The sequence below is a fragment of the Paralcaligenes ginsengisoli genome (assembly GCF_054781135.1).
In genome coordinates this window covers 31,371-54,114 of sequence record NZ_BAAGUZ010000003.1, presented here as the reverse complement: position 1 = coordinate 54,114, position 22,744 = coordinate 31,371, and the positions used below count along the sequence as shown (strand labels likewise).

General features: G+C 58.1%; 19 protein-coding genes. 6 read left to right on the top strand and 13 right to left on the bottom strand.

Annotated elements, in window-relative coordinates:
- Positions 1-5: 5 nt before the first annotated feature.
- Positions 6-1,028: a CobW family GTP-binding protein gene (locus ACYVIS_RS02805; protein WP_460873218.1), complete on the bottom strand. Its 1,023-nt coding sequence runs from the start codon at positions 1,026-1,028 to the stop codon at positions 6-8.
- Positions 1,029-1,158: 130 nt separating this feature from the next.
- On the opposite strand from ACYVIS_RS02805, the gene ACYVIS_RS02800 reads away from it, so the two are divergent.
- Positions 1,159-2,292, top strand: coding sequence for a GNAT family N-acetyltransferase (locus tag ACYVIS_RS02800; RefSeq protein ID WP_460873217.1), 1,134 nt, complete (start codon positions 1,159-1,161; stop codon positions 2,290-2,292).
- On the opposite strand, the gene ACYVIS_RS02795 is transcribed toward ACYVIS_RS02800, so the two are convergent.
- From ACYVIS_RS02795 to ACYVIS_RS02775, 5 genes are all read right to left on the bottom strand, one after another.
- On the bottom strand, positions 2,293-3,711 hold the full coding sequence (locus ACYVIS_RS02795) for a 4Fe-4S binding protein (protein WP_460873216.1): 1,419 nt from the start codon (positions 3,709-3,711) through the stop codon (positions 2,293-2,295).
- Between the two features lie 10 nt (positions 3,712-3,721).
- Positions 3,722-4,573 (bottom strand): FTR1 family iron permease, encoded by an 852-nt coding sequence (locus tag ACYVIS_RS02790; RefSeq protein ID WP_232744303.1) that lies wholly within the window; start codon positions 4,571-4,573, stop codon positions 3,722-3,724.
- Between the two features lie 15 nt (positions 4,574-4,588).
- Positions 4,589-4,915, bottom strand: a complete 327-nt coding sequence (locus ACYVIS_RS02785) for a cupredoxin domain-containing protein (protein ID WP_255696747.1) — start codon at positions 4,913-4,915, stop codon at positions 4,589-4,591.
- Between the two features lie 33 nt (positions 4,916-4,948).
- Positions 4,949-5,485: an iron transporter gene (locus ACYVIS_RS02780; protein WP_232744627.1), complete on the bottom strand. Its 537-nt coding sequence runs from the start codon at positions 5,483-5,485 to the stop codon at positions 4,949-4,951.
- Positions 5,486-5,742: 257 nt separating this feature from the next.
- Positions 5,743-6,666 (bottom strand): ketopantoate reductase family protein, encoded by a 924-nt coding sequence (locus ACYVIS_RS02775; protein WP_460873215.1) that lies wholly within the window; start codon positions 6,664-6,666, stop codon positions 5,743-5,745.
- A gap of 177 nt (positions 6,667-6,843) precedes the next feature.
- Between ACYVIS_RS02775 and ACYVIS_RS02770 the strand changes: the two genes are divergently transcribed.
- Entirely contained in the window at positions 6,844-7,785 is a 942-nt protein-coding gene (locus tag ACYVIS_RS02770) for a 3-hydroxyacyl-CoA dehydrogenase NAD-binding domain-containing protein (protein ID WP_460873214.1), read from the top strand.
- An 18-nt stretch (positions 7,786-7,803) separates the two neighbouring features.
- Here ACYVIS_RS02770 and phaR read toward each other — a convergent pair whose 3' ends face one another.
- The 5 genes from phaR to ACYVIS_RS02745 form a co-directional block, all read right to left on the bottom strand.
- A complete protein-coding gene (gene phaR, locus ACYVIS_RS02765; RefSeq protein WP_460873213.1) occupies positions 7,804-8,367 on the bottom strand; it encodes a polyhydroxyalkanoate synthesis repressor PhaR in 564 nt (187 codons plus the stop codon).
- 194 nt (positions 8,368-8,561) lie between these two features.
- Entirely contained in the window at positions 8,562-9,299 is a 738-nt protein-coding gene (phbB, locus tag ACYVIS_RS02760; protein WP_232744307.1) for an acetoacetyl-CoA reductase, read from the bottom strand.
- Between the two features lie 126 nt (positions 9,300-9,425).
- A complete protein-coding gene (phaC, locus tag ACYVIS_RS02755; RefSeq protein ID WP_460873212.1) occupies positions 9,426-11,060 on the bottom strand; it encodes a class I poly(R)-hydroxyalkanoic acid synthase in 1,635 nt (544 codons plus the stop codon).
- A 154-nt stretch (positions 11,061-11,214) separates the two neighbouring features.
- A complete protein-coding gene (pgeF, locus tag ACYVIS_RS02750; RefSeq protein WP_460873211.1) occupies positions 11,215-11,982 on the bottom strand; it encodes a peptidoglycan editing factor PgeF in 768 nt (255 codons plus the stop codon).
- Complete coding sequence (locus tag ACYVIS_RS02745) at positions 11,970-12,932, bottom strand: RluA family pseudouridine synthase (protein ID WP_232744310.1); 963 nt, start codon at positions 12,930-12,932, stop codon at positions 11,970-11,972. The genes pgeF and ACYVIS_RS02745 overlap by 13 nt, the downstream gene beginning before the upstream one ends.
- A 115-nt stretch (positions 12,933-13,047) precedes the next feature.
- Between ACYVIS_RS02745 and ACYVIS_RS02740 the strand changes: the two genes are divergently transcribed.
- The gene (locus ACYVIS_RS02740; protein ID WP_460873253.1) at positions 13,048-13,827 is read left to right on the top strand and encodes an outer membrane protein assembly factor BamD; all 780 of its coding nucleotides are present in this window, start codon (positions 13,048-13,050) and stop codon (positions 13,825-13,827) included.
- A 51-nt stretch (positions 13,828-13,878) separates the two neighbouring features.
- On the opposite strand, the gene ACYVIS_RS02735 is transcribed toward ACYVIS_RS02740, so the two are convergent.
- The gene (locus ACYVIS_RS02735) at positions 13,879-15,891 is read right to left on the bottom strand and encodes an ATP-dependent DNA helicase (RefSeq protein ID WP_460873210.1); all 2,013 of its coding nucleotides are present in this window, start codon (positions 15,889-15,891) and stop codon (positions 13,879-13,881) included.
- A 189-nt stretch (positions 15,892-16,080) separates the two neighbouring features.
- Here ACYVIS_RS02735 and ACYVIS_RS02730 point away from each other — a divergent pair, with 189 nt between their 5' ends.
- A complete protein-coding gene (locus ACYVIS_RS02730) occupies positions 16,081-18,456 on the top strand; it encodes a Tex family protein (RefSeq protein ID WP_460873208.1) in 2,376 nt (791 codons plus the stop codon).
- Positions 18,457-18,461: 5 nt separating this feature from the next.
- The gene (locus ACYVIS_RS02725) at positions 18,462-18,983 is read left to right on the top strand and encodes a hypothetical protein (RefSeq protein WP_460873207.1); all 522 of its coding nucleotides are present in this window, start codon (positions 18,462-18,464) and stop codon (positions 18,981-18,983) included.
- A gap of 849 nt (positions 18,984-19,832) precedes the next feature.
- Here the strand turns inward: ACYVIS_RS02725 and pdxR are convergent.
- Positions 19,833-21,329, bottom strand: coding sequence for a MocR-like pyridoxine biosynthesis transcription factor PdxR (pdxR, locus tag ACYVIS_RS02720; RefSeq protein WP_460873206.1), 1,497 nt, complete (start codon positions 21,327-21,329; stop codon positions 19,833-19,835).
- 103 nt (positions 21,330-21,432) lie between these two features.
- Between pdxR and gabT the strand changes: the two genes are divergently transcribed.
- Entirely contained in the window at positions 21,433-22,707 is a 1,275-nt protein-coding gene (gene gabT, locus ACYVIS_RS02715) for a 4-aminobutyrate--2-oxoglutarate transaminase (RefSeq protein WP_232744314.1), read from the top strand.
- Positions 22,708-22,744 lie beyond the last annotated feature (37 nt).

Below are 22,744 nucleotides of genomic sequence, written 5' to 3'. Positions count from 1 at the left end.
AGGCCTCAAGGCACAACGGCCTCGTCGCCAGACAGCAGGGCGCGCACTTTTTGCTCGAACGCCGCCACATCGGCATCGCGCAGGACAAACACCAGCGCGGTATCGGGAGCTGCATCGGCGCTGCCTGGCCAGGGTTCGATCGGGTACAACTGCTGATGTACGCCATGAACAATGCTCAGGCCAGCCTCGCCACGGAACCGGATCAAGCCTTTGAATCTCAACAAATCCGCGGCATCAGTTGCCTGCAACAGGCTCATGGCACGCAAAAACTCAGACCGCGCAAGAGATTCAGGGCTCCGCAGGGTCAGCACCCGCACACCGCGATGAGATGGCTCGACGCGGCGTCCCAGGCCTGGCTGCGACCATAAGGCGCCCTTCCCCGCCGAACCCGGCCTTCGCGCACCCATGCTGCTGTTCTGTGAGCTGGCAGCCAGCAATTCGGGCAAACCGGGCAACGCCTGCATGCGATACAAAGACGCGTCGGCATTGATGTCGCGCAGGGCATTTTCAAGTTCCGCAATTTCGTCTGGCCTGGCCAGGTCGGTTTTGCTGAGGACAACAGCATCCGCCAGCACGGCTTGTTGCATGGCCTCGAAATGCCGCCCCAATTGCTGCCGCCCGAACACGCCGTCAACCACCGCAATGCAGCCGTCATAAACGTACCGCTCGTTCAGAAAACGCTCGTACCGCAGGGTATACATGACGGGCGCCGGATCGGCCACCCCTGTCGTTTCGATCAGTACGCGGGTCAAGGCCGGAATTTTTTTTTGCAAGGCAGCCATGAATAAATCATGCAGCGCCGTCACCAGTTCCCCGCGCACGCCGCAACATACACAACCCGATTCAAGCAAGACCACATTGTCGTTAATGTGTTTGAAGAGCTTGTGATCCAGGCCGACATCGCCAATTTCGTTGACAATCACAGCCGTCCGACTCGCCTCGGGTGTGTCCAAAACACGATTCAGGAGCGTGGTTTTGCCGCTCCCCAAAAAGCCTGTCACAACCGTTACCGGAATTCGCCCGCTCATAAAATTCTGCACCTGGATTCGTTCTTTCATTTCCCGGCGGTCGCTGGACTAAAATCTGCACTGGCCCAGCATGCCGGGCCGGCAATACCAGCCCCCGCAAGCACTGCTTCCTATTATCGAGCTTCTCGTTTTGACCGCCTCCTTTTCTCTTGTTCACAGCCTGAAAGATATTAACGCCGATCAGTGGAATCGCCTGGCCGGCGGCCACCCCCTGGTACGCCATGAATTCCTGCTGGCCCTGGACGAGGCCCGGTGCGCCGTTCCCGAAACCGGCTGGGCACCGCATTACCTGCTTTTGCATCGCGGCTCGGCACTGGCCGGAGCCATGCCTTTGTACCTGAAATCCCACTCAAGAGGCGAGTATGTGTTCGATGCCATCTGGGCCCAGGCATTTGCGCAACATCGGCTTGCCTACTATCCCAAGCTTCTCGGCGCAATCCCGTTCACCCCTGTACCCGGACCGCGCCTGCTGGCCGCCGCCCACGCCGATCGTCTGCTGCTGGCGCAACAGGCTATCGAATTGACACGGCAAAACGAGCTTTCTTCCCTGCACATACTGTTTCCACATGAAGCCGATTGCGCCGCACTGAAAGAAGCCGGGTTCATGTTCCGTGAAAATGTTCAATTTCACTGGTTCAATCAGGAGTATCGAAGCTTCGACGATTTTCTGGCCTGCCTGAGCCAACCCAAGCGCAAAAAAATCAAGCAGGATAGAAAAAAAGCCCTTGAAGCAGGCGTACGCTTTCGCTGGCTGCAGGGAAGCGAAATCGACGAAAAAGCGCTATCCTTTTTTTTCAAATGCTACTGCCGCACTTATATCGAGCACGGCAACGCTCCGTATTTGAATTTCGATTTTTTTTCCAGGCTGCACGAACACATGGCTGACCGGCTGGTCGTCGTCCTGGCGGAACAAAACGGTGTTCCCATCGCCTCGGCCCTGAACATCAGGGGCGACAATGCCCTATATGGCCGTTATTGGGGCAGCACTCAATTTATTTCGGGCCTGCATTTCGAAACCTGCTATGTGCAGGCAATCGAATTTTGCATACACCACGGAATCGCGGTTTTCGAAGGAGGAGCCCAAGGCGAACACAAATTGTCGCGCGGCATGCTCCCGGTAAAAACCTGGTCGGCCCACTGGATACGCGATGCCCGCTACGCGCACGCGATAGCCGATTTCCTGGAGCGTGAAACCCCTGCCATCACCGGCTATATCGACGAACTGCACGAACACAGCCCATTCAAAGCCAAGCCCAGCCTATAACTACCAGACCACGAAGAACAGCACCCAGGAGATGCAGAACGGAACCAGGCCCAGCGCAACAACCGCTGTGGCGCTCAGACGCTGCCATACATGGACGCTACGCAAGCCAGCCAGGCGCCAAACCAGGCGCATGCTCCACAACAAAGCCAGGCTTAGCAATGCAAACCGAACCCCTGTCGCCCAGCTTGTGGAAATCCCCTCATTCTTCAACAGGGTCAGAGTGGTGGCCGAAAGGCCCAGGAATACGCCCGCGCCGCCCGCCGGAATCAGACCTTGCGCCAGTTTGTGCACACTATCGCGCCCCAGTTGGAACCCGGCCCTGGATTTTGAACCGCTCCGCCGATCCGTTTCCCGAACCCGTGGCAACACGCGGTCGGCCAGCCACAGGGCAATGTAGATAGGGCCGCCCACCACAATGGTGGCGCCAAGAATAAACACCAGGATTCCCGCACCATCGAGCCAGGTAAAGCTGTCGTTGACATCGGGATAATGGGTCAAAATGAACCAGGGCGCATTTCCCGCCAAAGGCCAATAAATATCGTGATTCACCAGCCACGTTGCGCTGGCCTGCTTGAGCGTCACGAACCAGGGACTGGCGCTCCATAAAAAAGCCCCCACCGCCAGCCCCATCAGGCCGAATACGATGAGCGCGGTTTGCCAGCTATCGCCCGTAGTCACATGAACGATCTCGGCCTCCGGAGAGCGCGCAGTCAGATGCACCGCTCCGCGATAATCGCTGCACCGGCCGCACATATGGCAATCGCCGGCTCCTTTCATGTGCCGCAACGGCACCAATGGAGCGCAATTGATGGCCGCGGTGCGCCGTTGCGGCTTGCGCCAGGCGTCTTCATCCACCTTGTAGTGCCATGGAGCAAGCTTGGCCAGCAGATTGAACACGCCATTGACCGGGCACAGATACTTGCACCAGACGCGCTTGTTGCGGCCATACAGCCACCCCACGACCATTGCGCCGGCCGTCGAACCGCCCAGAACCGCCAGCACGGCCCATGGATACTGATAAACGCTCACCAGTTGGCCATATACCGTCGTCAGGGCAAAGGCTACAAATGGCCAACCTCCCCAGCGCATCCATTTTGGAATGGCATGGCCGCGGCCATGCTCGCTGGCCCATTCGGTGAGCATGCCTTCGGGACAGAACAAGCCGCACCAGGCGCGGCCGAACAGAGGGATGGAGACCAGGACGAAAGGCCACCAGATACCCCAGAATGCAAACTGCGCAAAGATGGTCAGGTTATTGAATATCGACGCCGTGCGTCCCGGCAAAGGCAGAACGGCCGGAACAATCAACAAAAACAGATAAACGGCGACGATCACCCATTGCATCCGCCGCAAAAAGGAGGCATGGTCGCGTAAGAAATCGGCAACTTTCGTTGTTGCCCGGCGCAAAGCGATGGCCATGAAGAATCTGCTATACCGATGCCGTCGACAGGCGCGCCGTCTTTGATGGGCCGGATTCGGCGCGCTTGAGCAAATAGCGCACCACGACCCAGAACCCGATCCAGATCAAAAGCTGCGACAGCGCGGGATAAGCGCGATAGCCGGCGAAATGAGCCAGGACCGAACCCAGGCCGCCATTGGCGTCGAGCAGCCACGAGCTATCCCATACAGGATCCATGAGGGTGGGCAGGACTCCAAGCGAAATCAAATGATCCAGCCCGCCCACCAGCAAAGAGCTCGCCAGCAGCAGCAAAAGAATTTCAGTCAGCTTGAAAAACCGCCGCCAGGTGATGATCTTGCCGCCCAGCTGCAAGATCCCAAATGTAGCCAGCGCCGCGCCAAAACCCAGCAAGCCAGCCAGGGCCATGCGCCACGCCGATCCGGCCGAGTCGCCGGCGGCAATCGTGCCATACAGGAACACCACCGCTTCGCTGCCTTCGCGAGCCACGGCGCACATGACCAGAATCAGCAGACCCCACCAGTTGTCGCCGCCGATCTGCTCTTTTGCGCCTCCTTCAAGATCCTTCTTCAGGGAGCGGCCATGGCGCTTCATCCAGACCACCATCTGCACCACCAGTGAGCAGGCCACCAGAGCCATGACCGCCTGAAACCATTCCTGGCCCTCGCTCGACAGCCACGACGAGATGCCCAGCAGGACGAGGGCCAGCACCACGGCCAGACCCAGCCCCGCCACAACGCCGCCCCAGAGCCAGGGCAAGCCTTTACGCCCTTCAGGGCTGGATCGAAGCCAGGCATACAAGATGCCCACGACCAATAAAGCTTCGACACTTTCACGCCAGACTATAAAGGCTATTTGTTCCATGATCAGATACCTTCACTACTTTTTGGGCAGCACCACCAAAACACCCTTGGCCTTCTGATGGAAATCATCGAAGAATGGGTATTCTCCAGGCCGGGAAAGGGTAAGCACCACAAACGAAGTCACCCCCGGGCCCAGCACTTTTTCCTTGCGCAAGGGCAAACTCTCGAACTCGACGGGCTCCTTGCTGGCGTTGACCAGTATCAGCTTGAAACGCCCTGCCGGAACTTCGAACCGCGCCGGCTCGAAGGTGCCGTCGGGCTTGAAAGTCAGCGTGAACGTGGGCATTTCGTCTGCCTGCGCACCGCCGGCCACGCCCAGCATGATGCACAAGGCCAGGGCCAGCGATTTGAATACCTGGAAACCGATCGTCACGTTTTAATATCCGCCTTTCTTGCCAGTGCCTGCAAACACAAAGTCGTAATTCAGCTCGAACGGCTTGAACCAGGGAGCCACACCCGTTTCCTTGTCGACATGGCGACCGAAGTGATTCATTTTATTTGCCGTAGGAGGAGCGATTGTAAAAGACAATTTGTATTTTCCAGGGCCCTGCAGTTTGACGTTGTCGCCGTAATGAGGCCCGTCGTTGGCCACCATCGGCATCAGGTCCCCTTTCAGCACCTTGTCGCTGCCTACTTTCTGGAGGGTATATTGAATGACCAGATAGGGAGCCCATGCTCCTTCGGGCAAACCATTCTTGTTGTCGGCCGTTGCATGTATGTCGGCTTCAAGATGAATATCGGAATCCTTGGCGTCGCGCATCATTCCGGCGGGTTCCATCTCGACCGGCTGCAGATACACGGCGCCGATTTCCAAGCCATTGAGCTCCGCAGGCTTGCCGATAGGATATTCGGCCGCCCAGGCCGACGCCGCAAGTCCCATGCCCATCGCCACAACCAATAACTGCTTTACCATGCTCACGATCTCCGGTTTTGTTCCGATAAGAAATAAGATAATGCTCGTCCGGTTTTTATTGCACATGCAGTTCGGAAAGCCGCGGCTTTTGCCGTCTGGCTAGAACTCGAAACACAAACAAGATTTATTCTCATTAATATATCATATGGATTCTAACAATAGTCTGAATCCACAGTGGCCGGCATGGATTTATATGTCGAAGAACAACAGTGGCAATGCCGCCTGGGCGGTCGCGCGGATGCGCTGCACGGGTCGCCTCAGGAGGCCTGCGCGGCGTGGAGCGCCAAAATATCGCAAACGGCGCTGTTGGCGGGGGTTGGCACGCCGCTTTTCTTGCCCAGCCTGACCACCCCGCCGCTCAACCAGTTGACCTCGATCGGGCGACTGCCCTGAAGATCATGGTGCATGGAAGAATCCATACTTTCGGGCAGCGAATCGGCAAATTCAAGACGATTTTCTGCAAAATCCTCTGCCAGATCGACGCCCTGGGCACGGCCGACCGCAACGACCTCGCGCATCAATTGCAATAAAAACGCCCGGGTTTGAGGGTTGCTTCGAATCGGGCCCAGCGGCGCGCGCATGGACGTCGTCGCTGCCGACAGCCCGACAAGGAACACATATTTTTCCCAGATCGCCCTGCGCACATTGGGGCTGAGCTCGGACGCAACCCCCGCATGCCGCAATGCGTCGTGCAGGAACCGGGTACGTGCGGACTCGCGGCCATCATATTCGCCAACAACGATGCGCTGCATGGTGCCGATCTGATGAATTACACCTGGCCTGGAAATATATGTAGCCACATAGGCGACACCGCCCATGACCGCGCTGTCACCAAACTCCCTGCACCAGAGCTCATCTTTTATGACACCATTTTGCAATGACAGCACACCGGTTTTGGGGCCGACCAACGGTTTGATCAATTTTGCTGCGGCTTCGCTATCCCACAGCTTGACCGAGACAATGACAAGATCAGCCGGCCCAAGCGCCGCGGGATCATCGACAACCCGTACTTTCGGCACGAGAATATCGCCATTCGATTCACTTTCTATCAACAAGCCGCGCTCTTGCATGGCGGCGAGATGCGCTCCCCGGGCAATAAAGCTCACGTCGTAACCCGCATGAGCAAGCAGGCCACCAAAAAAGCCGCCCACACCGCCGGCCCCCATCATGACAATTTTCATCAGAACTCCTGAAAGCCGCCGGCCTACCGGCTTCACCTAGTATGATACCGAGGCGCCCGTGACCGCATGCCGGCGCGACCATCGATGGGGCAGCCCCGGAACCCTGCATGCAAAAAACATGCACTGTTCAGTCCGCCGCACGCAAATTGCCTTCAAACATACACCGGAGACCATGCAATGCGCAAACCGTTGTCAAAAATTGCTGTAATAGGCTGTGGGGTAATAGGAGCCAGTTGGGCGGCCTATTTTTTAGCCAAAGGTTTTTCGGTCGCCGCAACAGACCCGGGGGACAACGCCGAGTCCAGTTTATCCAAATGGATTCACGCCTTCTGGCCCTCCCTCGAAAAGCAGGGCCTTGCGCCTGAAGCATCGCTCGACAATCTCGTCTTCAGTACGGATTTGCACAGCACGGTAAAGAACGCCCTGTTCATCCAGGAAAACGGGCCGGAGCGGCTGGACATCAAACACAGCCTGATTGCCGCAATCGAAGAGGCGGCTTTGCCGGACACGCTTATCGCTTCCAGCTCTTCGGGGCTGCTGGTCAGCGACATGCAGAGCAGCGCCAAACATCCTGAACGCATCGTACTCGGACATCCCTTCAATCCTCCTCACCTCATCCCATTGGTGGAAGTGGTCGGCGGCAAGCTGACGTCCCCGGAAACCATAGAGCGCACGCTCGAGTTCTACCGTTCGATAGATAAAAAACCCATACACATTCGCCGGGAGGTCAAGGGCCATGTCGCGAACCGCCTGCAGGCCGCGCTATGGAAAGAAGCATTCCATCTCGTCGACCAGGGCGTGATTTCGGTTGCCGATCTCGACACCGCGATTTCGTCCGGACCTGGGCTGCGCTGGGCGCTGCTCGGCCCTTTTCTGAATCTGCATCTTTCCGGCGGTGAAGGCGGCATCGAGCATTTGCTGGAACATCTGGGCCCGCCCATCGAAGACTGGTGGGCTGATCTGGGGCAGGTCTCGCTGACCGCCCACACCAACAAGAAAATCATCGACGGAGTCAGGCAGGAGCTTGCGCTCCACGATGAAACCCTGATGCGGCAACAGCGCGACAAACTACTGGTATCGCTATTGCAGATGAAAAAAGACTCCGATCAGCTACCTTGACACACGCAGGCCCGCTTTCTATTTTTTGGAATCTTTGGGCGCGTTGGGATTGAACGGAAAGGCAGAAAACATGGAGCGGGTCTGGTCCTGCATCTGGTCCTGCATTTGCACGAACAGATTCTTGCTCTGATCGATATAGCTGTTCATCATGTTTTGCAAAACCGGAGTCTGGACATTCATGAACTGCGCCCAGGCTTCCGGTGCGACCTGATTGCCGTACAGACCTTTGGATTGCTCGGCCATGCGATCCTGGATGTCCATGAACGCCTGGATGTTCTTTTCCAGAAAGGTTCCCATGACGCCCTGCATGGCGTGTCCATAAAAGCGGATGATCTGCGACAGCGCTATCGACGAAAACATGGGCACCCCACCGCTTTCCTCTTCAAGAATAATCTGAAGCAATATGCTGCGTGTCAGGTCTTCGCCGGACTTGGCATCGACTACCTGGAAAGCCTGATTATCGAGAACCAGCTGCTTGACGTCGGACAAGGTAATGTACGCGCTGGTTTGCGTATCGTACAGGCGGCGATTGGGGTATTTCTTGATCAGGCGAGTTGCAGCAGGAGGTGAGATTTGCGTCATGAGATTGGCCGAGTACGTGGTGGATCCAGGAAAAGGAAACAATGAAATTGCATGTTTGTCGAAAAATACAACAAATACCTACGCTATTGCTTGCTGCCACAACTTGCTACTATCGTTTTAAAAACAACAAAAAGCAACAGTGTTTGACGGACCAGGCTCGTCAAACACTGTTGCCGGCAGCCAGACGAGCAAGCTTATCCCATATGCAAGCCGCCATTCAACGAGAAGTCGGCGCCGGTTGCAAACCCCGCATCGTCCGACGACAGCCAGGCGACCATCGAGCCGATCTCTTCCGGCGTACCCAGACGCTTGACCGGAATGGTTGCCACGATTTTTTCCAGCACATCGGGACGTATGGCTCGTACCATATCGGTACCAATATAACCCGGTGAAATGGTATTGACGGTAACCCCCTTGTTGGCGACTTCCTGGGCCAGGGCCATGGTGAAACCATGTATACCGGCCTTGGCCGTCGAGTAATTGGTTTGGCCAAACTGGCCTTTCTGGCCGTTCACCGAACTGATATTGACAATACGCCCCCATTGCCGCTCGACCATTCCCTCGATGACCTGCTTGGTCACATTGAACAGGCTATTCAGGTTGGTATCGATGACGGCCCGCCAATCTTCATGGCTCATTTTTCGAAACAGCCCGTCGCGCGTGATCCCCGCATTGTTGACCAGAACATCGACAGACCCCAGATTTTTTTTGACCTGCTCAAAAGCCTCCACGGTTGAATTCCAGTCGGAGACATTGCCAACCGACGCATGGAATTTGTAGCCCAAGGCAGCCTGCTCATCGAGCCATTGCTTGTAATTGCGGCTAGGCCCGCAACCGGCAACGACGGTATAACCCTCTTTGGCTAAACGCTGACATATTGAAGTTCCAATACCTCCCATCCCGCCTGTCACATAAGCCAATTTGCCACTCATTTCAGTCTCCTCTGGAATCATTCCAAATACCTGCTTTACTGGGACTCGGGGCCAGGGCCGCGAGAACTGCCACAATTGGCCCGATCATTTGCAATTGCCGCTTGCCGATGCCTTACCTCCTTCTCCTTAGACCGCTCTGACTTTCACATAGCGCCCGGGCGCCGCTTCAATGGGCGCGTAACGCGCATTGCCCAAGCTGGACCTGGCCCGCCCCTTGGCTCCCGACCGGGCAGCCAGCCAGTTGGCCCAATCGGGCCACCAGCTTCCCGCCTGCTGAGTGGCGTCGGACAGCCACGCCTCGGGATCGCCGGGAATTTCAGCGTGCTTATAGTCTTTTTCGTGAGTCCAGTAGCTGCGGCGCTTTTTGGCAGGTGGATTGATAACCCCCGCAATATGTCCGGACGCCCCCAGTACAAACCGCAGCGGCCCTTTCAGGATACGGGTCGACGCGTAGGCCGCCGGCCAGGGAACGATGTGGTCTTCGCGCGACCCATAGATGTAGACCGGCATGGTCAGGCTGTGCAAGTCGAGCGCATGGCCATCGACCTTGACCCGACCGGGAACTTTTAAATTGTTTTCCAGATACGTGTTGCGAAAATACCAGGCAAAAAACGGCCCCGGAAGATTGGTGCCATCCGCATTCCAGAATAGTAAATTGAACGCGGGTGGCGTTTCACCTTTGAGGTAGTTGCTGGCTACATAGTTCCAGACCAGCTCGTTGGGGCGCAGGAACGAAAATGTCGTGCCCAGTTCGCGCGCCGACATGAGGCCGCCCCGCCCCAGTTGCCGTTCGCGCGTCTGCGCGTGGAGTTCGTCGACGAAAACATCCAGCACCCCGGTATCTTCGAAATCGAGCAGGGTGGTCAGCAAAGTAAGGGAACTGACCGGATTCTGGCCCTTGGCATGGGCCAGGGCCAGGGCGGACGCCAATAGCGTGCCGCCGACACAAAACCCCAGCGCATTGACCTGGTCTTGCCCGGAAATATCGCGTACGGCATCAAGGGCCGCCAGCACCCCTTTTTGCAGATAATCGCCCCATGTCGCCGAGTCGATGCCGTCGGTATCGGACGCAAGCGGATTGCGCCACGAGATAAGGAAAACGCTGAAACCCTGTTCGACCGCATGCCGCACGAACGAATTTTCCGGCTGCAGATCGAGGATATAAAACTTATTGATGCACGGAGGCACCAACAACAAGGGCTTCTTATAAACATCAGATGTAAGCGGCGAATACTGGATAAGCTGGAGGAGTTCGTTTTCGAAAACAACGGCGCCTTCGGAAAGACCGATGTTGCGGCCCAGCTCGAACTGGGACTCGTCGGTTTGAGACATGCGGCCTTTTTGCAGGTCGGCAAGCAAATTGTGCGCACCCTGGCGAAACGATTCGCCATGGCTTTCAAGCAAGGCTCTTTGCGCCTCGGGATTCGTGGCCAGAAAATTGGATGGAGCGAGCGCATCGACCCATTGCATAACTGAAAATCGCAGGCGATTGCGAACGGGCTCGGGAACCTGGGCGGCCTCGACCATTTGATTCATGGCCGTCGCCGACAGCAGGTAAGCATGAGCCATCAGCAGAAAACTGGAATTGGCGGACCACGCATCGCTGTGAAAACGGCGGTCGTGCGGAGCCTGGAGCGTGCCTTGCTGCGCCTGGGAAGTGACGCGCAGCCACTCACGTGAAAATTCGGCTTGAATTTCAGCCAGCTTGTCCGGTGCCACGCTCACCGGGACGGGCCATTCAGATGAAAATGGAACACTCATCTTAGACACCTATGCATTAACGTTTCTTTTAACGCATGTTGGATTGCATTTGAACACCTGTCAATCAGGGTAAGTCGCTAGCCCGCATGTTTGCAAAATTCCAATCCGAATAGTGCGGAAATAGTTGCCATTGGCGAATCGCATCGACCGCCGGCTAGCGCCCTTCCGGCAGCCACGCCACCGTCGCAAGCCGCCCCGTATCGCGTTCACGCCGATATGAGTAAAAACGCTCGGCCTCGCCGAACGTGCAGTATCCGCTCAACTCGACTTGGCCCACGCCCGCTTCCTGCAGGCGGAATCTTGCCAGGCCCGGCAGATCGGCCAGCCATTTTTCATGGGCGATTTTTTCCACAAAAAAATCGGCGCTTCGCCTGTCCCGATCGACAAACGCGGCCTGGACATCCGCGCCCACTTCGAAATGCCGCTGGCTGATTCCAGGCCCGATCCAGGCGCGCCAGCGCGACGCCTGCGGACGCCTTGCCCGCAGGCGTCGAAGAGTTTCTTCCAGCACGCCATTGAGCAGCCCGCGCCAGCCCGCGTGCGCCACGCCCAGCACGCTGCCCTCGTCGTCGGCAATAACCACCGGCAGGCAATCGGCGGTCATGATGACCAGCACCCGATCCTTCTGCGCCGTGACGGCGGCATCGGCGGAAGGCGGCACGTCGGCGGGCAGGTCGGCATCGGCCACCTCGACGCCATGCACCTGATTCAGCCAGAAGGGCTCGGCCGGCAGCTCCGCGCGCAAGCGACGCCGGTTTTCCACTACATGATCGATGTTGTCCTGCGTGTGACGTCCCAGGTTGAGCGACGCGCACGGCCCGGTACTGACCCCTCCCTGGCGCACCGTGGAGAAATACCGCACACCCCGCCAGTCCAGGCCTGTCACACTGGGCAAGGAATTTGCAGGCGTCAGCTCTGCCATGTAATGTTCTCCAGAACCTGCCTGAAATCATCGGCCAGCGGAGCCTCGAAAGAAACCCGTTGCCCGCTTGAAAAATCATCGAAACTCAAGGAGCGCGCATGCAGCAACTGCCGCACTGCGCCGGCAACAGGCTTGCCACCGTACAAGGTATCGGCCACCAGGGGATGGCGCAGACTCATCATATGTACCCGGATTTGATGCGTACGGCCAGTTTCAAGACGGCAGACGACTTCGGTCACAACATGACCTTCGGCGCTTTCGCCAATACGCCGGGGCTCATAATGGGTAATGGCCTGCTTGGGAGCGATCGGCCGCTCGACCGCCATGCGAACCGGTACCTTGGCGTCGCGCCCGATCTCGAGATCGACTGTTCCGCTCTTGGGTATATTGCCGTGTACCAGGGCGATATACTCTCGGCTGACGCTGCGGTCCTGCAACTGCCGGATCAGGTGCGTCTGGGCTTTTTCGTGGCGCGCGACCACCAGCAGGCCCGAGGTGTCTTTGTCGAGCCTGTGCACGATTCCGGCCCGCGCAACCAGCTTCAGTTCCGGGAAACGGTACAGCAAGCCATTGAGCAAAGTCCCGTGCCAATTGCCCGCGCCGGGGTGGGTGACAAGGCCCGCAGGCTTGTTGATGACGATCCAGTCGCCGCTTTCAGCCACCACGCCGAATTCGACCGGCTCGGGAGAAAACGCCAGCGATTCCGGCGGCAATTGCTCCCAGACGCTGAGTTTGTCTCCCGGACCAACGGTTTGCTTGATGCGTCCCGGCTGGCCATTGACCCACACGTGCCCCTGCTCGATCCAGACCTGCAAACGGCTGCGGGAATGCTCGGGAATCAACCTGGCCAGGGCCTTGTCCAGCCGCTCCGGCGGTGCCCGGAACGGCAGTTGAAACTCGACCGGTTCATCTGTGGCGGAACTTTCTTTATGGATAACTGTGTCAGTCATGGCGACAAATCATATAATCAGCCTGCATGCTAACACCAAGGACACTTTTGTGATTCGTCTAGACCTCGCTTTACCTCGCTTTCCCAGCCTGAAACGACTGACGCACGCGGTGCTTATGCTCCTTGCCGTCGCGCTTATTGCCGGCTGCAGTTCCTTCAAGAACCAGGTCGACAAAACAGCCGGCTGGAGCGCAGACCGCCTCTACAAAGACGCCCACGCCGAGATGAGCGACGGCAACTGGAAAGACGCGCGCACACGCCTCGAAGCCGTCGAGGCCCGCTATCCTTTCGGAGTCTACGCGCAACAAGCCTTGGTCGACCTGGCTTATGTCAACTGGAAAGACGAGGAACCCGATCAGGCGCTGGCCGCCATTGCGCGGTTCCAGCAGCAGTATCCGAACCACCCCGGCACGGATTACATGCTGTACCTGAAAGGGCTGGTTACGTTTACGCCGCCCAGCGCCTCCTTCAGCAACATAACGCGCCAGGATCCAAGCGAACGGGACCCCAAAGGCCTGCGCGAGTCCTACGAGGCATTCAACCAGCTGATTGCCCGCTATCCCAACAGCCGCTACACCCCCGATGCCAAAAAACGCGTCACCTGGCTGGTCAACACCATTGCCGAGAATGAAGCCCATGTCGCCCAGTACTATTACGAGCGCGGCGCCTATGTCGCCGCGGTCAATCGGGCGCAAAAGGTCATTACCGACTTTCAGGGTGTGCCCATAGCCGAAAAAGCGCTGTACATCATGTACCTGAGCTACGGCAAGCTTGGCCTGACCCAACTGCGGGACGACACCAAGCGCGTGCTGGACAAGAACTTCCCCAACAGCAAATATTACAAGCAGGGGCTGAACGAGCCGGTCAACAACTGGAATCCCATCAACTGGCTCTAGCGGCCCGATGGCACCCGAGAAAGGCACCCCTTGCGGGTGCCCGGTCGGCCATCAGCACGCATTCTGTTTTTTGTCATAAAAAGCCAGCACCTCGGCTTGCTCGCGAGTGCGTGAAAAAGGCGGCAAGCCGCGCCAGAGCAACTTGCCATACGGCTTTTCCACCAAACGGGTATCGCCCACCATCAACACCCCCCAATCCGTCTCCGAACGGATAAGGCGCCCCGCACCCTGCTTGAGGGAAATCGCGGCCTCCGGCAACTGATACTCCATGAACGGATTGCCGCCATTCTCGCGGCAACGCTTCAAACGCGCCTCAAGAACGGGATCGTCCGGCGGCGCAAACGGCAACTTGTCGATGGCCACAAGCGTCAGGGCATCGCCCGGTACATCGATCCCTTCCCAGAAACTGGCGCTTCCCACCAGCACCGCGTTTTTCTCTGTGCGGAACCGTTCCAGCAAAATACGTCGCGAACTCTCGCCCTGGCGCAATATCAGCCTGTCGAGGCCCTCGTCGTCGAATCGTTCCTGCAGCAGCTCGGCGATCCTGTCGACCGAACGCAAGGTCGTGCACAGAACCAGCACGCCACCGGCGGCCATCCTGGCCAGCGGCAGCAAGGCATCCACGAATCGTTCGTTGAAAGCAAAATCGCTGGGCAAAGGCAAGGCTTTCGGAACAAACAAAACGCCCTGTCGAGCATAATCGAAGGGCGATTCCCAGCGCAGGGTTTTGGCCTCCCAAAGCCCAAGCTGGCGCAGAAAATGACTGAAATCGCCGTGCACCGACAGCGTGGCCGATGTCAGGATCCAGGCCTGACTGGCACTGCGGTAGCGTGAAAAAATCTGTGCCACCGACAACGGTGCACTATGCAGGCGCATGTGGTGCAGGCTGTGTTCGACCCACCGAACCGCCCCGCCCTCATCGTTCACACTTCCCTCTTGGGGCGGCTCGGGCTGCAGCGCGTTATGCCCTTGCCGATCCGGTTGGCTCCATTGGAACAGACGGGCACGGATGTCCAGGCATGTCTTGGCCGCCGCGGCAAGATCGGGGTGTTTTTCAGTCACGACATTCAGCAATTGCGAACTCCGGTCCAGCACCTGCTGCAGCTCGGACAACGCAGTATCGAATGATTCGGGCTCGGGAATTGCATCGAATGTGGCTTTGCGACCGGGCAATTTGTCGATCGGACTCGATGCCAGGCGCAATTCGCGCGCCGCCTGCTCGAGTTTCTTGGCGGCCTCGCTCCAGTTGGTGGATTCCCTGGCATGGGCCAGGCCGGCCGCTTCGATCGATCGCGCCAGATCCAGCAATTGATGCGAAGACACGCTGGTACCCAGAAAGCGAGTGGCAATGTCGGGCAATTGGTGCGCTTCGTCGAAAATCACCGTATCCACGGTAGGCAATAAATCGGTGATGCCTTCTTCGCGCAATGCCAGATCGGCCATGAACAAGGCATGATTCACGACGACCAGATCGGCGTCCTGGGCATAGCGACGGGCCTTCATGACAAAACAGTCGCGCAAATGCGGGCAATCCTGGCCCAGGCAATTTTCGCGAGTGGATGTCACGCGGTTCCAGATATCGGCCTCTTCGGGCACCTGCGCCAAATCTGCCTTGTCGCCTGTTCTGGACTGCTTCGCAAAAACCTGGATGTTGCGCAGTTGACCCATTTCGGCACGCGATTTCAAGGCGCGTTCGTCCCCCGATAGACGCTCGAGATGATAATGGCAGACGTAGTTGCCCCGGCCCTTCAGAAGCGCTATGGTGATCGGCAGCGACAGGGCCTCGCGCAATTTGGGCAGATCGCGCCTAAACAACTGGTCCTGCAGGGTACGAGTGCCGGTGGACACCAACACCTTGCCTCCTCCCAGAAAGGCCGGCACCAGATACGCCCAGGTTTTTCCGGTTCCCGTACCCGCCTCGGCCACCAGTGTGGACCGGTCCCGCATGGCGCTTTCGATAGCTTGCGCGAGCTCCAGCTGAGCCAGCCGCGGCCGGTAGTCGGGCACGGCAGAGGCAATAGGGCCGTCTGCGGCAAAAATATCAGAGAGTTCTTGCAAAAACATTGAAAAATCGACAGGTAACAAGCATGAAAGTTGAATGCCGGCCCATTGCCCGACGCAAGCGACAAGGATACACCGCCGTTTTTTTACATTCCTTAATGGTTTCAAACGTGATGATACCCGGGTATTTCCCGGATCAATGCCGCCTTGTGGCAAAATGCCCCGCTCGAATTACGTTTTTACAATGGCCTTATGACTGCTGATACCTTCGTTTCCATGACTTCGATAGCCCTGAACCAGGGCAACGACCCCGAACGCATCATCGCCCAGCTCGCCCGCGAGCTGAATGTGCGCGCCTCGCAAGTCGGTTCAGCCGTGGAATTGCTCGATGGCGGTGCCACGGTGCCGTTTATTGCCCGCTATCGCAAAGAGGCCACCGACGGACTCGACGATACCGTCTTGCGCAATCTTGAAGTGCGCCTGCTCTATGTCCGCGAACTGGAAGGCCGCCGGACGGCCATTCTCGAATCGATCGTACAGCAGGGCAAGCTTACCGCCGGGCTGCAGCAGGAAATCCTGGCAGCCGATACCAAGCAGCGGCTGGAAGACTTGTACGCACCTTACAAGCCCAAACGCCGCACTCGGGCCCAGATCGCCCGGGAAGCCGGCCTGGGTCCCCTGGCCGAAGCCATTTTGAATGACGCCGGATGCGATCCCTCCGTACTGGCGCAAAACTATCTGAATCCCGAAGCATCCATCAACGACACCAAGGCCGCCCTGGACGGAGCCCGCGACATACTGGCGGAACAATTTGCCGAAAATGCCGACTTGCTGGCCAATATGCGCGAACACCTGTGGGCCACCGGCCTGCTCTACGCCAAAGTGGTCGAGGGCAAGGAGTCCGAAGGAGCCAACTTTCGCGACTGGTTCGACTTCAAGGAGCCCCTGCGCACTCTGCCCTCGCACCGCATCCTGGCCTTGCTGCGCGGCCGCCAGCAAAGTGTGCTCGATTTGCGCCTGGGCCTGGAGGCTGACCTCGAACTGCAGAATCCGCATCCCTGCGTAGCGCGGACAGCCCGCTTTTTAAATATCGATGCGGGATTCGAGCCCGATGCGGCGCCTCGCGCCCGCTGGCTGGCCGAGGTTTGCCGCTGGACCTGGCGCGTCAAATTATTGACCACATTCGAATCCGAACTGATCGGCCGCTTGCGCGACAGTGCCGAAGAAGAAGCCATACGCGTTTTTGCCGCCAACCTGAAAGACCTGTTGCTCGCCGCTCCGGCCGGCCCGAAACCGGTAATGGGCCTGGATCCCGGCATACGTACCGGCGTCAAGGTGGCTCTTATCGACCCCACCGGCAAACTGCTCGATACCGCCACGATCTACCCGTTCGAGCCGCGCCGCGACCGGGAAGGTTCGATCAACACCCTGGCCGCATTGGCCGCCAGGCACAAGATCGAACTGGTCGCCATCGGCAATGGCACAGCCTCCCGTGAAACCGAGAAGCTGGTGGCCGACATGGTGGAAAAATTCCCCACGCTGTCGCCTACGCGTGTCGTTGTATCGGAAGCGGGCGCGTCCGTCTATTCGGCCTCGGAACTGGCCGCGCTGGAATTTCCCAATCTCGATGTCAGCCTGCGCGGCGCAGTGTCGATTGCGCGCCGACTGCAAGACCCACTGGCCGAACTGGTCAAAATCGAGCCCAAAGCCATTGGCGTCGGTCAGTACCAGCACGACGTCAACCAGCGGGAACTGGCACGTTCGCTCGATGCGGTCATCGAGGACTGCGTCAACGCGGTGGGCGTCGATGTCAATACGGCCTCGGCCCCTTTGCTGACACGAGTATCGGGGCTGAATTCCTCGCTCGCCAAAAACATCGTGGCCTGGCGCGACGATAACGGCCCATTTGCCAATCGCAAGATGCTGCTCAAGGTTTCCCGCTTCGGCGACAAGGCGTTCGAACAGGCCGCCGGTTTTTTGCGCATACCCAATGGCGACAATCCCCTGGATGCTTCATCGGTACACCCTGAAGCCTACCCCGTGGTGGAACGCATCCTCAAGAAGCTCAACACCGAAGCCCGCCAGATCATGGGACAGCAAGGCGGCCTGAAAGGGGTATCGCCAAGCGAATTCATCGACGAGCGCTTTGGCCTGCCTACCGTCAAGGATATTTTCGTCGAGCTTGAAAAGCCCGGCCGCGACCCGCGCCCGGAATTCAAGACAGCTCAATTCAAGGAAGGCGTCAACACAATCAATGATCTGCACACCGGCATGATTCTCGAAGGCGTCGTGACCAATGTTGCGAATTTCGGCGCATTCGTCGATATCGGAGTGCATCAGGACGGCCTGGTGCATATCTCGGCGCTGGCGGAAAAATTCGTCAAGGATCCGCGCGATGTGGTGCGGGTGGGCCAGACAGTGCAAGTCAAGGTTCAAGAGGTCGATGTGGCGCGCAAGCGCATCGGCCTGACCATGCGGCTCAACGACGATACCATGCCTTTGCGCCGCGGCAACGCGGAACGCAGCGAAGCCAGCTCAGGCAACCGGCGTCCTGCCGCCTCGCCTCGGCCGACCGAAGCGGCGGGCTTGGGCGCGATGGCCGCTGCCTTTGCCAAACTGAAAAAATAATCATTATGAATACCACCGCACAAGACACGGCTGCACAGCTGACAACTCTGATTGATCTGATCAGTTGCCATGACCTGGACGTCCACGAGGCGCGGCGTATCGTCAACCTCTGCCTCGAAGCGCAGGCCGATCCCGTCAAGGTCTTGAAAGAAAATTACGGCGACGATGCCGCGCGCCTGGTCGAATACGACCGGCCAGGGGTGACAGCATTCATTATTTTTATTGAGCTGGAAGACTACTTTGCCGTTTCGGATACCGTCGACGAGCTCTATGAGCAGATCGTCGAGGCGTTCGAACACCCGGCCCTGCCGGAGTATCCCTACAATAACAACACCTTCGAAACCGTCTCCGACTATTATCAATGGCTGGATCAGGAATTGCTTGTGCATCATCCCAAGTATCGCCTGATCAGTTTCGGCGAAAGCTATACCAACGATTTTCAAGTCGTGCTGGTGTACCGGGAAGATGTGCCGCAAATCATGAGCCTATGCACCCAGTTGGCGCTGCGCATCGAGCTGTGCGAATAGTCGGCGCTAGAATGTTTTTGGATCGAGTGTTTGCGGCATTCGACGGTTTGGTATTTGAAGACGCCGTCTATCGGGGATAGGGTCAGGACCGGCACGGCGTGCTTGATCCGGATCTACCTCGTCCAGGCGGGCGTCGGGCGAACTCGCGTCGCCCCGCGGCGCGGGACGCCACTCAGACAGCGCCCGCCGAAAGCCCCCGCCTTCCCTACGGTAGCATCCGGCGCACGCCTTACGCCGGTCCTGACCCTATCCCCGATAGACGGCTCGCGTTACGGCATGCCTAGAACGATTGCCTAGAACGATTGCCTAGAACGATTGCCTGGAATGGTGCACCTGGAACGGTGTGCCTGGAATCAACGTGCTTGCACCCACCGTTAATGGGCCTGCACCCATAGAACCGTTAACGCGCCCGCACTCATGCCTCTATCACGTGGCCACTACACCACGATGTGCCAAACCCTGGATTTACTAAGCGCCCGACGTCTCAACGTATCTCTCTATGCATTCCCTCAACGCAAGCCGCAGGGTGGGCGGTGCTGTGTAGTCCGGCGGTAGTCCAGCGCCGGGTGCTGACGGAGGGAAGGCGGGGGCTTTCGTCGGGCGCTGTCTGAGCCCGGCCTCGCGAGGCCGGGCGAGTTCGCCCGACGCCCGCCTGGACGAGGCAGACCCGGGTAGTCGGCTAGCGTAGCTAGCCGACCGCTGGACGTGCCGGACTACACAGCACCGCCCACCCTGTGGCGTCTTTATAGAACTACCCGTCCAAAGTAATAACCAAAACCTGAACGAACGGCTAAAAACGAAAGCAACTGAACCGCGTTCAGTACCGTAAACACCTGAACCAAAAATGCGCTAGACGCGCAACAACTGTGCATCGATCACGCGCGAAAGAATATTGAACGCCGGGCCGATTTCGTCAACAGGCACTCCTGCGTAGCCAAGCAGCAAACCTTTTTTCGCACTGCCGGCCTTCAGATAATAATTACTCAAAGGCCGCACCACCACTCCCGCCTCAAAAGCCTCGCGCGTTACCCGATGATCGTCTACGTAATCGGGCAGGGCCAGCACCAGATGCAGGCCCGCATGCTCGCCCACAATATCGAGCGCGTCGCCATAACGGCCTGCGATCGCGCCAATCAGACAAGTGCGGCGCCCGGCGTACAGATTGCGCACCCGCCTGATATGCGAAGTCAGATAGCCTTCACGGATGAATTCCGCCAGCACCGACTGCGTCATCAACTGCCCCTCTCGATAAAGCTCGGCGACCGCTCCCGAGAACGCCTCGGCCAGACCGTCGGGAACGACCAGATAACCCACGCGCAAGCCCGGAAACAAAGTCTTGCTGAAACTTCCCGCATACAGCACCAGCCCCGCGTCATCGAGTCCCTGCAATGACGGCAAGGGGCGGCTGCCAAAGCGGAACTCGCTATCGTAATCGTCTTCGATGATCCAGCACCCGTTTTGCCGCGCATATTCCAGCAACATCCGGCGTCGCGCAAGGCTCATGACCATCCCCAGCGGATATTGATGCGAAGGCGTCACGACGATCAATCTGGGGGGCGTCGCAAAATCGGCCGCCGTCGGACACATGCCCTCCTGATCCACACTGATCGGTACCGCTTTCAAGCCGGACGACAGCACCAGGTTGCGTACGCCCCAATACGAAGGCTCCTCGATCCAGACCACATCCCCCACCTGGCACAACAAGCGTGTCGCCACATCGATTGCCTGATGTATCCCGGTGGTCATGACGACCTGACGGGCGGTGCTGTTGACCGAACGCGCGCTGCTCAAATATTCCGAAATCGCCTGCCTCAGAGGCTCGTAACCGCCGGCGGGCGCATAACTCATCAACGCGGGCGCGGCACGGCGCCACTGTTTGTTCTGTATACGCACCCAGGCCTTGAGAGGAAATTCCGACACGTCCGGAATGCCGGGCATGAACGCACCTATCTGCCGATTCGAAAATCCAAGCCGATCCATCAAGTGCTGCCCGCGCTCGGACAGCCCACGGTTCAAAGGCTGCGCCTGGGCGCCGGTCTCCCCGCTCGCCTTGTCGAGAGGATCGTCGATAAGGTCCTGGCTCAGATCGGCAACATGCGTACCGCGACCGGTCGCCGCATTGACATAGCCTTCTATGGCCAGTTGCTCATACACCTGAATAACCGTATTGCGCGCAATGGCCAGGTCGACCGCCAGATTGCGGGACGACGGCAGCCGCGCCCCGGCCGTCAGGCGCCCGTCGAGAATCACGCGGCGAATCAATCGATACAGTTGCCGATAGGCGGGTTCGCCGGCTTCGGCATCCAGCCTCTGTTGCAACCAGTCCGCCAGAATGAAGGATTCCATAATTGGCTCTATAAAATTTGCCAGAATGGCTCTGGATTGTAGACCATAGTGTCGCTATAGTAATCGCTAGCGCACCACCCCATCGAGATAAGCGGATACGATCATGAGCAACCAGACCTGGCAGGAAAGAAAATCGGCAGCCATCCCGAACGGGATAGGAATCATGTGCGATTTTTACGTACAGCGCGCGCTGAATGCGGAAATCTGGGATATCGAAGGACGCCGGTATATCGATTTCGCGGCCGGCATTGCCGTCGCCAACACGGGCCACTGCCATCCAAAAATCGTTGCGGCAGTCCAGCAGCAGGCAAGCCAATTCACGCATACCGCCTTCCAGATCTCCCCTTATTCCTCATATGTCGAGCTGGCCGAAAAAGTCAATCGGGCAGCGCCGGGAAATCACAAAAAGAAAACCGCCTTTTTTACCACCGGTGCCGAAGCCGTCGAAAACGCCATCAAGATAGCCCGGGCGGCCACTGGCCGCACCGGCATCATTGCCTTTTCAGGCGCGTTTCATGGGCGCACGTTCATGGGCATGGCCCTGACCGGTAAAGTGGCGCCCTACAAGCTGGGGTTCGGCCCTTTCCCCGGCGAGATCTATCACGCTCCTTTCCCCAATGCACTGCATGGCGTCAGTTCGCAGGATTCGCTGGACGCCATTGAAGCGCTGTTCAAAACAGACATCGACCCCAAACGGGTCGCCGCGATTATCCTGGAGCCGGTACAGGGAGAAGGCGGTTTCTATGTGGCCCCCTTCGAATTCATCCGGGGCTTGCGCGCCTTGTGCGACAAACACGGCATATTGCTGATCGCCGATGAGGTGCAAACGGGCTTTGGCCGCACCGGAAAAATGTTCGCCATTGAATACAGCGGCGTCATTCCAGACCTCATGACCATGGCCAAGAGCCTGGCAGGCGGCATGCCGCTATCGGGCGTATGCGGCAAAGCTGAAATCATGGATGCGCCGGTTCCTGGCGCGCTGGGGGGCACCTACGCAGGCAATCCCCTGGCGCTGGCCTCCGCGCTGGCCGTCCTGGATATTATCGAAGACGAGCAGCTTCTTGCCCGAGCCAATGCGAGCGGCGAAAAATTGCGGGCAAGCCTGCGGGCGCTGCAGGCCATCACCCCTGAAATAGCCGATATCCGAGGATTGGGGGCTATGATAGCCGTTGAATTCAAGCACGCGGACTCCGGCAAACCCAATCCGGAGTTTGCCGGCCGGGTACAAAAAAATGCGCTGAAAAACGGGCTGATTCTGCTAACGTGCGGAATATACGGAAACGTCATCCGTTTTCTGTTTCCGCTGACCATCCCCGATCAGCTTCTCGACGAAGGGCTGCTCATTCTTGCCGACGCAGTCAAGTCATCCCGGGCATGACCGGAGCGCAGCCGGGACTTTTGTTAATCCATTATTA

Excerpts from the sequence above, each read along its gene's own strand:
- ACYVIS_RS02805 (WP_460873218.1), bottom strand. The coding sequence starts at position 1,028 with ATGAGCGGGCGAATTCCGGTAACGGTTGTGACAGGCTTTTTGGGGAGC.
- ACYVIS_RS02795 (WP_460873216.1), bottom strand. The coding sequence starts at position 3,711 with ATGGCCATCGCTTTGCGCCGGGCAACAACGAAAGTTGCCGATTTCTTA.
- ACYVIS_RS02790 (WP_232744303.1), bottom strand. The coding sequence starts at position 4,573 with ATGGAACAAATAGCCTTTATAGTCTGGCGTGAAAGTGTCGAAGCTTTA.
- ACYVIS_RS02780 (WP_232744627.1), bottom strand. The coding sequence starts at position 5,485 with ATGGTAAAGCAGTTATTGGTTGTGGCGATGGGCATGGGACTTGCGGCG.
- ACYVIS_RS02775 (WP_460873215.1), bottom strand. The coding sequence starts at position 6,666 with ATGAAAATTGTCATGATGGGGGCCGGCGGTGTGGGCGGCTTTTTTGGT.
- ACYVIS_RS02770 (WP_460873214.1), top strand. The coding sequence starts at position 6,844 with ATGCGCAAACCGTTGTCAAAAATTGCTGTAATAGGCTGTGGGGTAATA.
- phaR (WP_460873213.1), bottom strand. The coding sequence starts at position 8,367 with ATGACGCAAATCTCACCTCCTGCTGCAACTCGCCTGATCAAGAAATAC.
- phbB (WP_232744307.1), bottom strand. The coding sequence starts at position 9,299 with ATGAGTGGCAAATTGGCTTATGTGACAGGCGGGATGGGAGGTATTGGA.
- phaC (WP_460873212.1), bottom strand. The coding sequence starts at position 11,060 with ATGAGTGTTCCATTTTCATCTGAATGGCCCGTCCCGGTGAGCGTGGCA.
- pgeF (WP_460873211.1), bottom strand. The coding sequence starts at position 11,982 with ATGGCAGAGCTGACGCCTGCAAATTCCTTGCCCAGTGTGACAGGCCTG.
- ACYVIS_RS02745 (WP_232744310.1), bottom strand. The coding sequence starts at position 12,932 with ATGACTGACACAGTTATCCATAAAGAAAGTTCCGCCACAGATGAACCG.
- ACYVIS_RS02740 (WP_460873253.1), top strand. The coding sequence starts at position 13,048 with ATGCTCCTTGCCGTCGCGCTTATTGCCGGCTGCAGTTCCTTCAAGAAC.
- ACYVIS_RS02735 (WP_460873210.1), bottom strand. The coding sequence starts at position 15,891 with ATGTTTTTGCAAGAACTCTCTGATATTTTTGCCGCAGACGGCCCTATT.
- ACYVIS_RS02730 (WP_460873208.1), top strand. The coding sequence starts at position 16,081 with ATGACTGCTGATACCTTCGTTTCCATGACTTCGATAGCCCTGAACCAG.
- ACYVIS_RS02725 (WP_460873207.1), top strand. The coding sequence starts at position 18,462 with ATGAATACCACCGCACAAGACACGGCTGCACAGCTGACAACTCTGATT.
- pdxR (WP_460873206.1), bottom strand. The coding sequence starts at position 21,329 with ATGGAATCCTTCATTCTGGCGGACTGGTTGCAACAGAGGCTGGATGCC.
- gabT (WP_232744314.1), top strand. The coding sequence starts at position 21,433 with ATGAGCAACCAGACCTGGCAGGAAAGAAAATCGGCAGCCATCCCGAAC.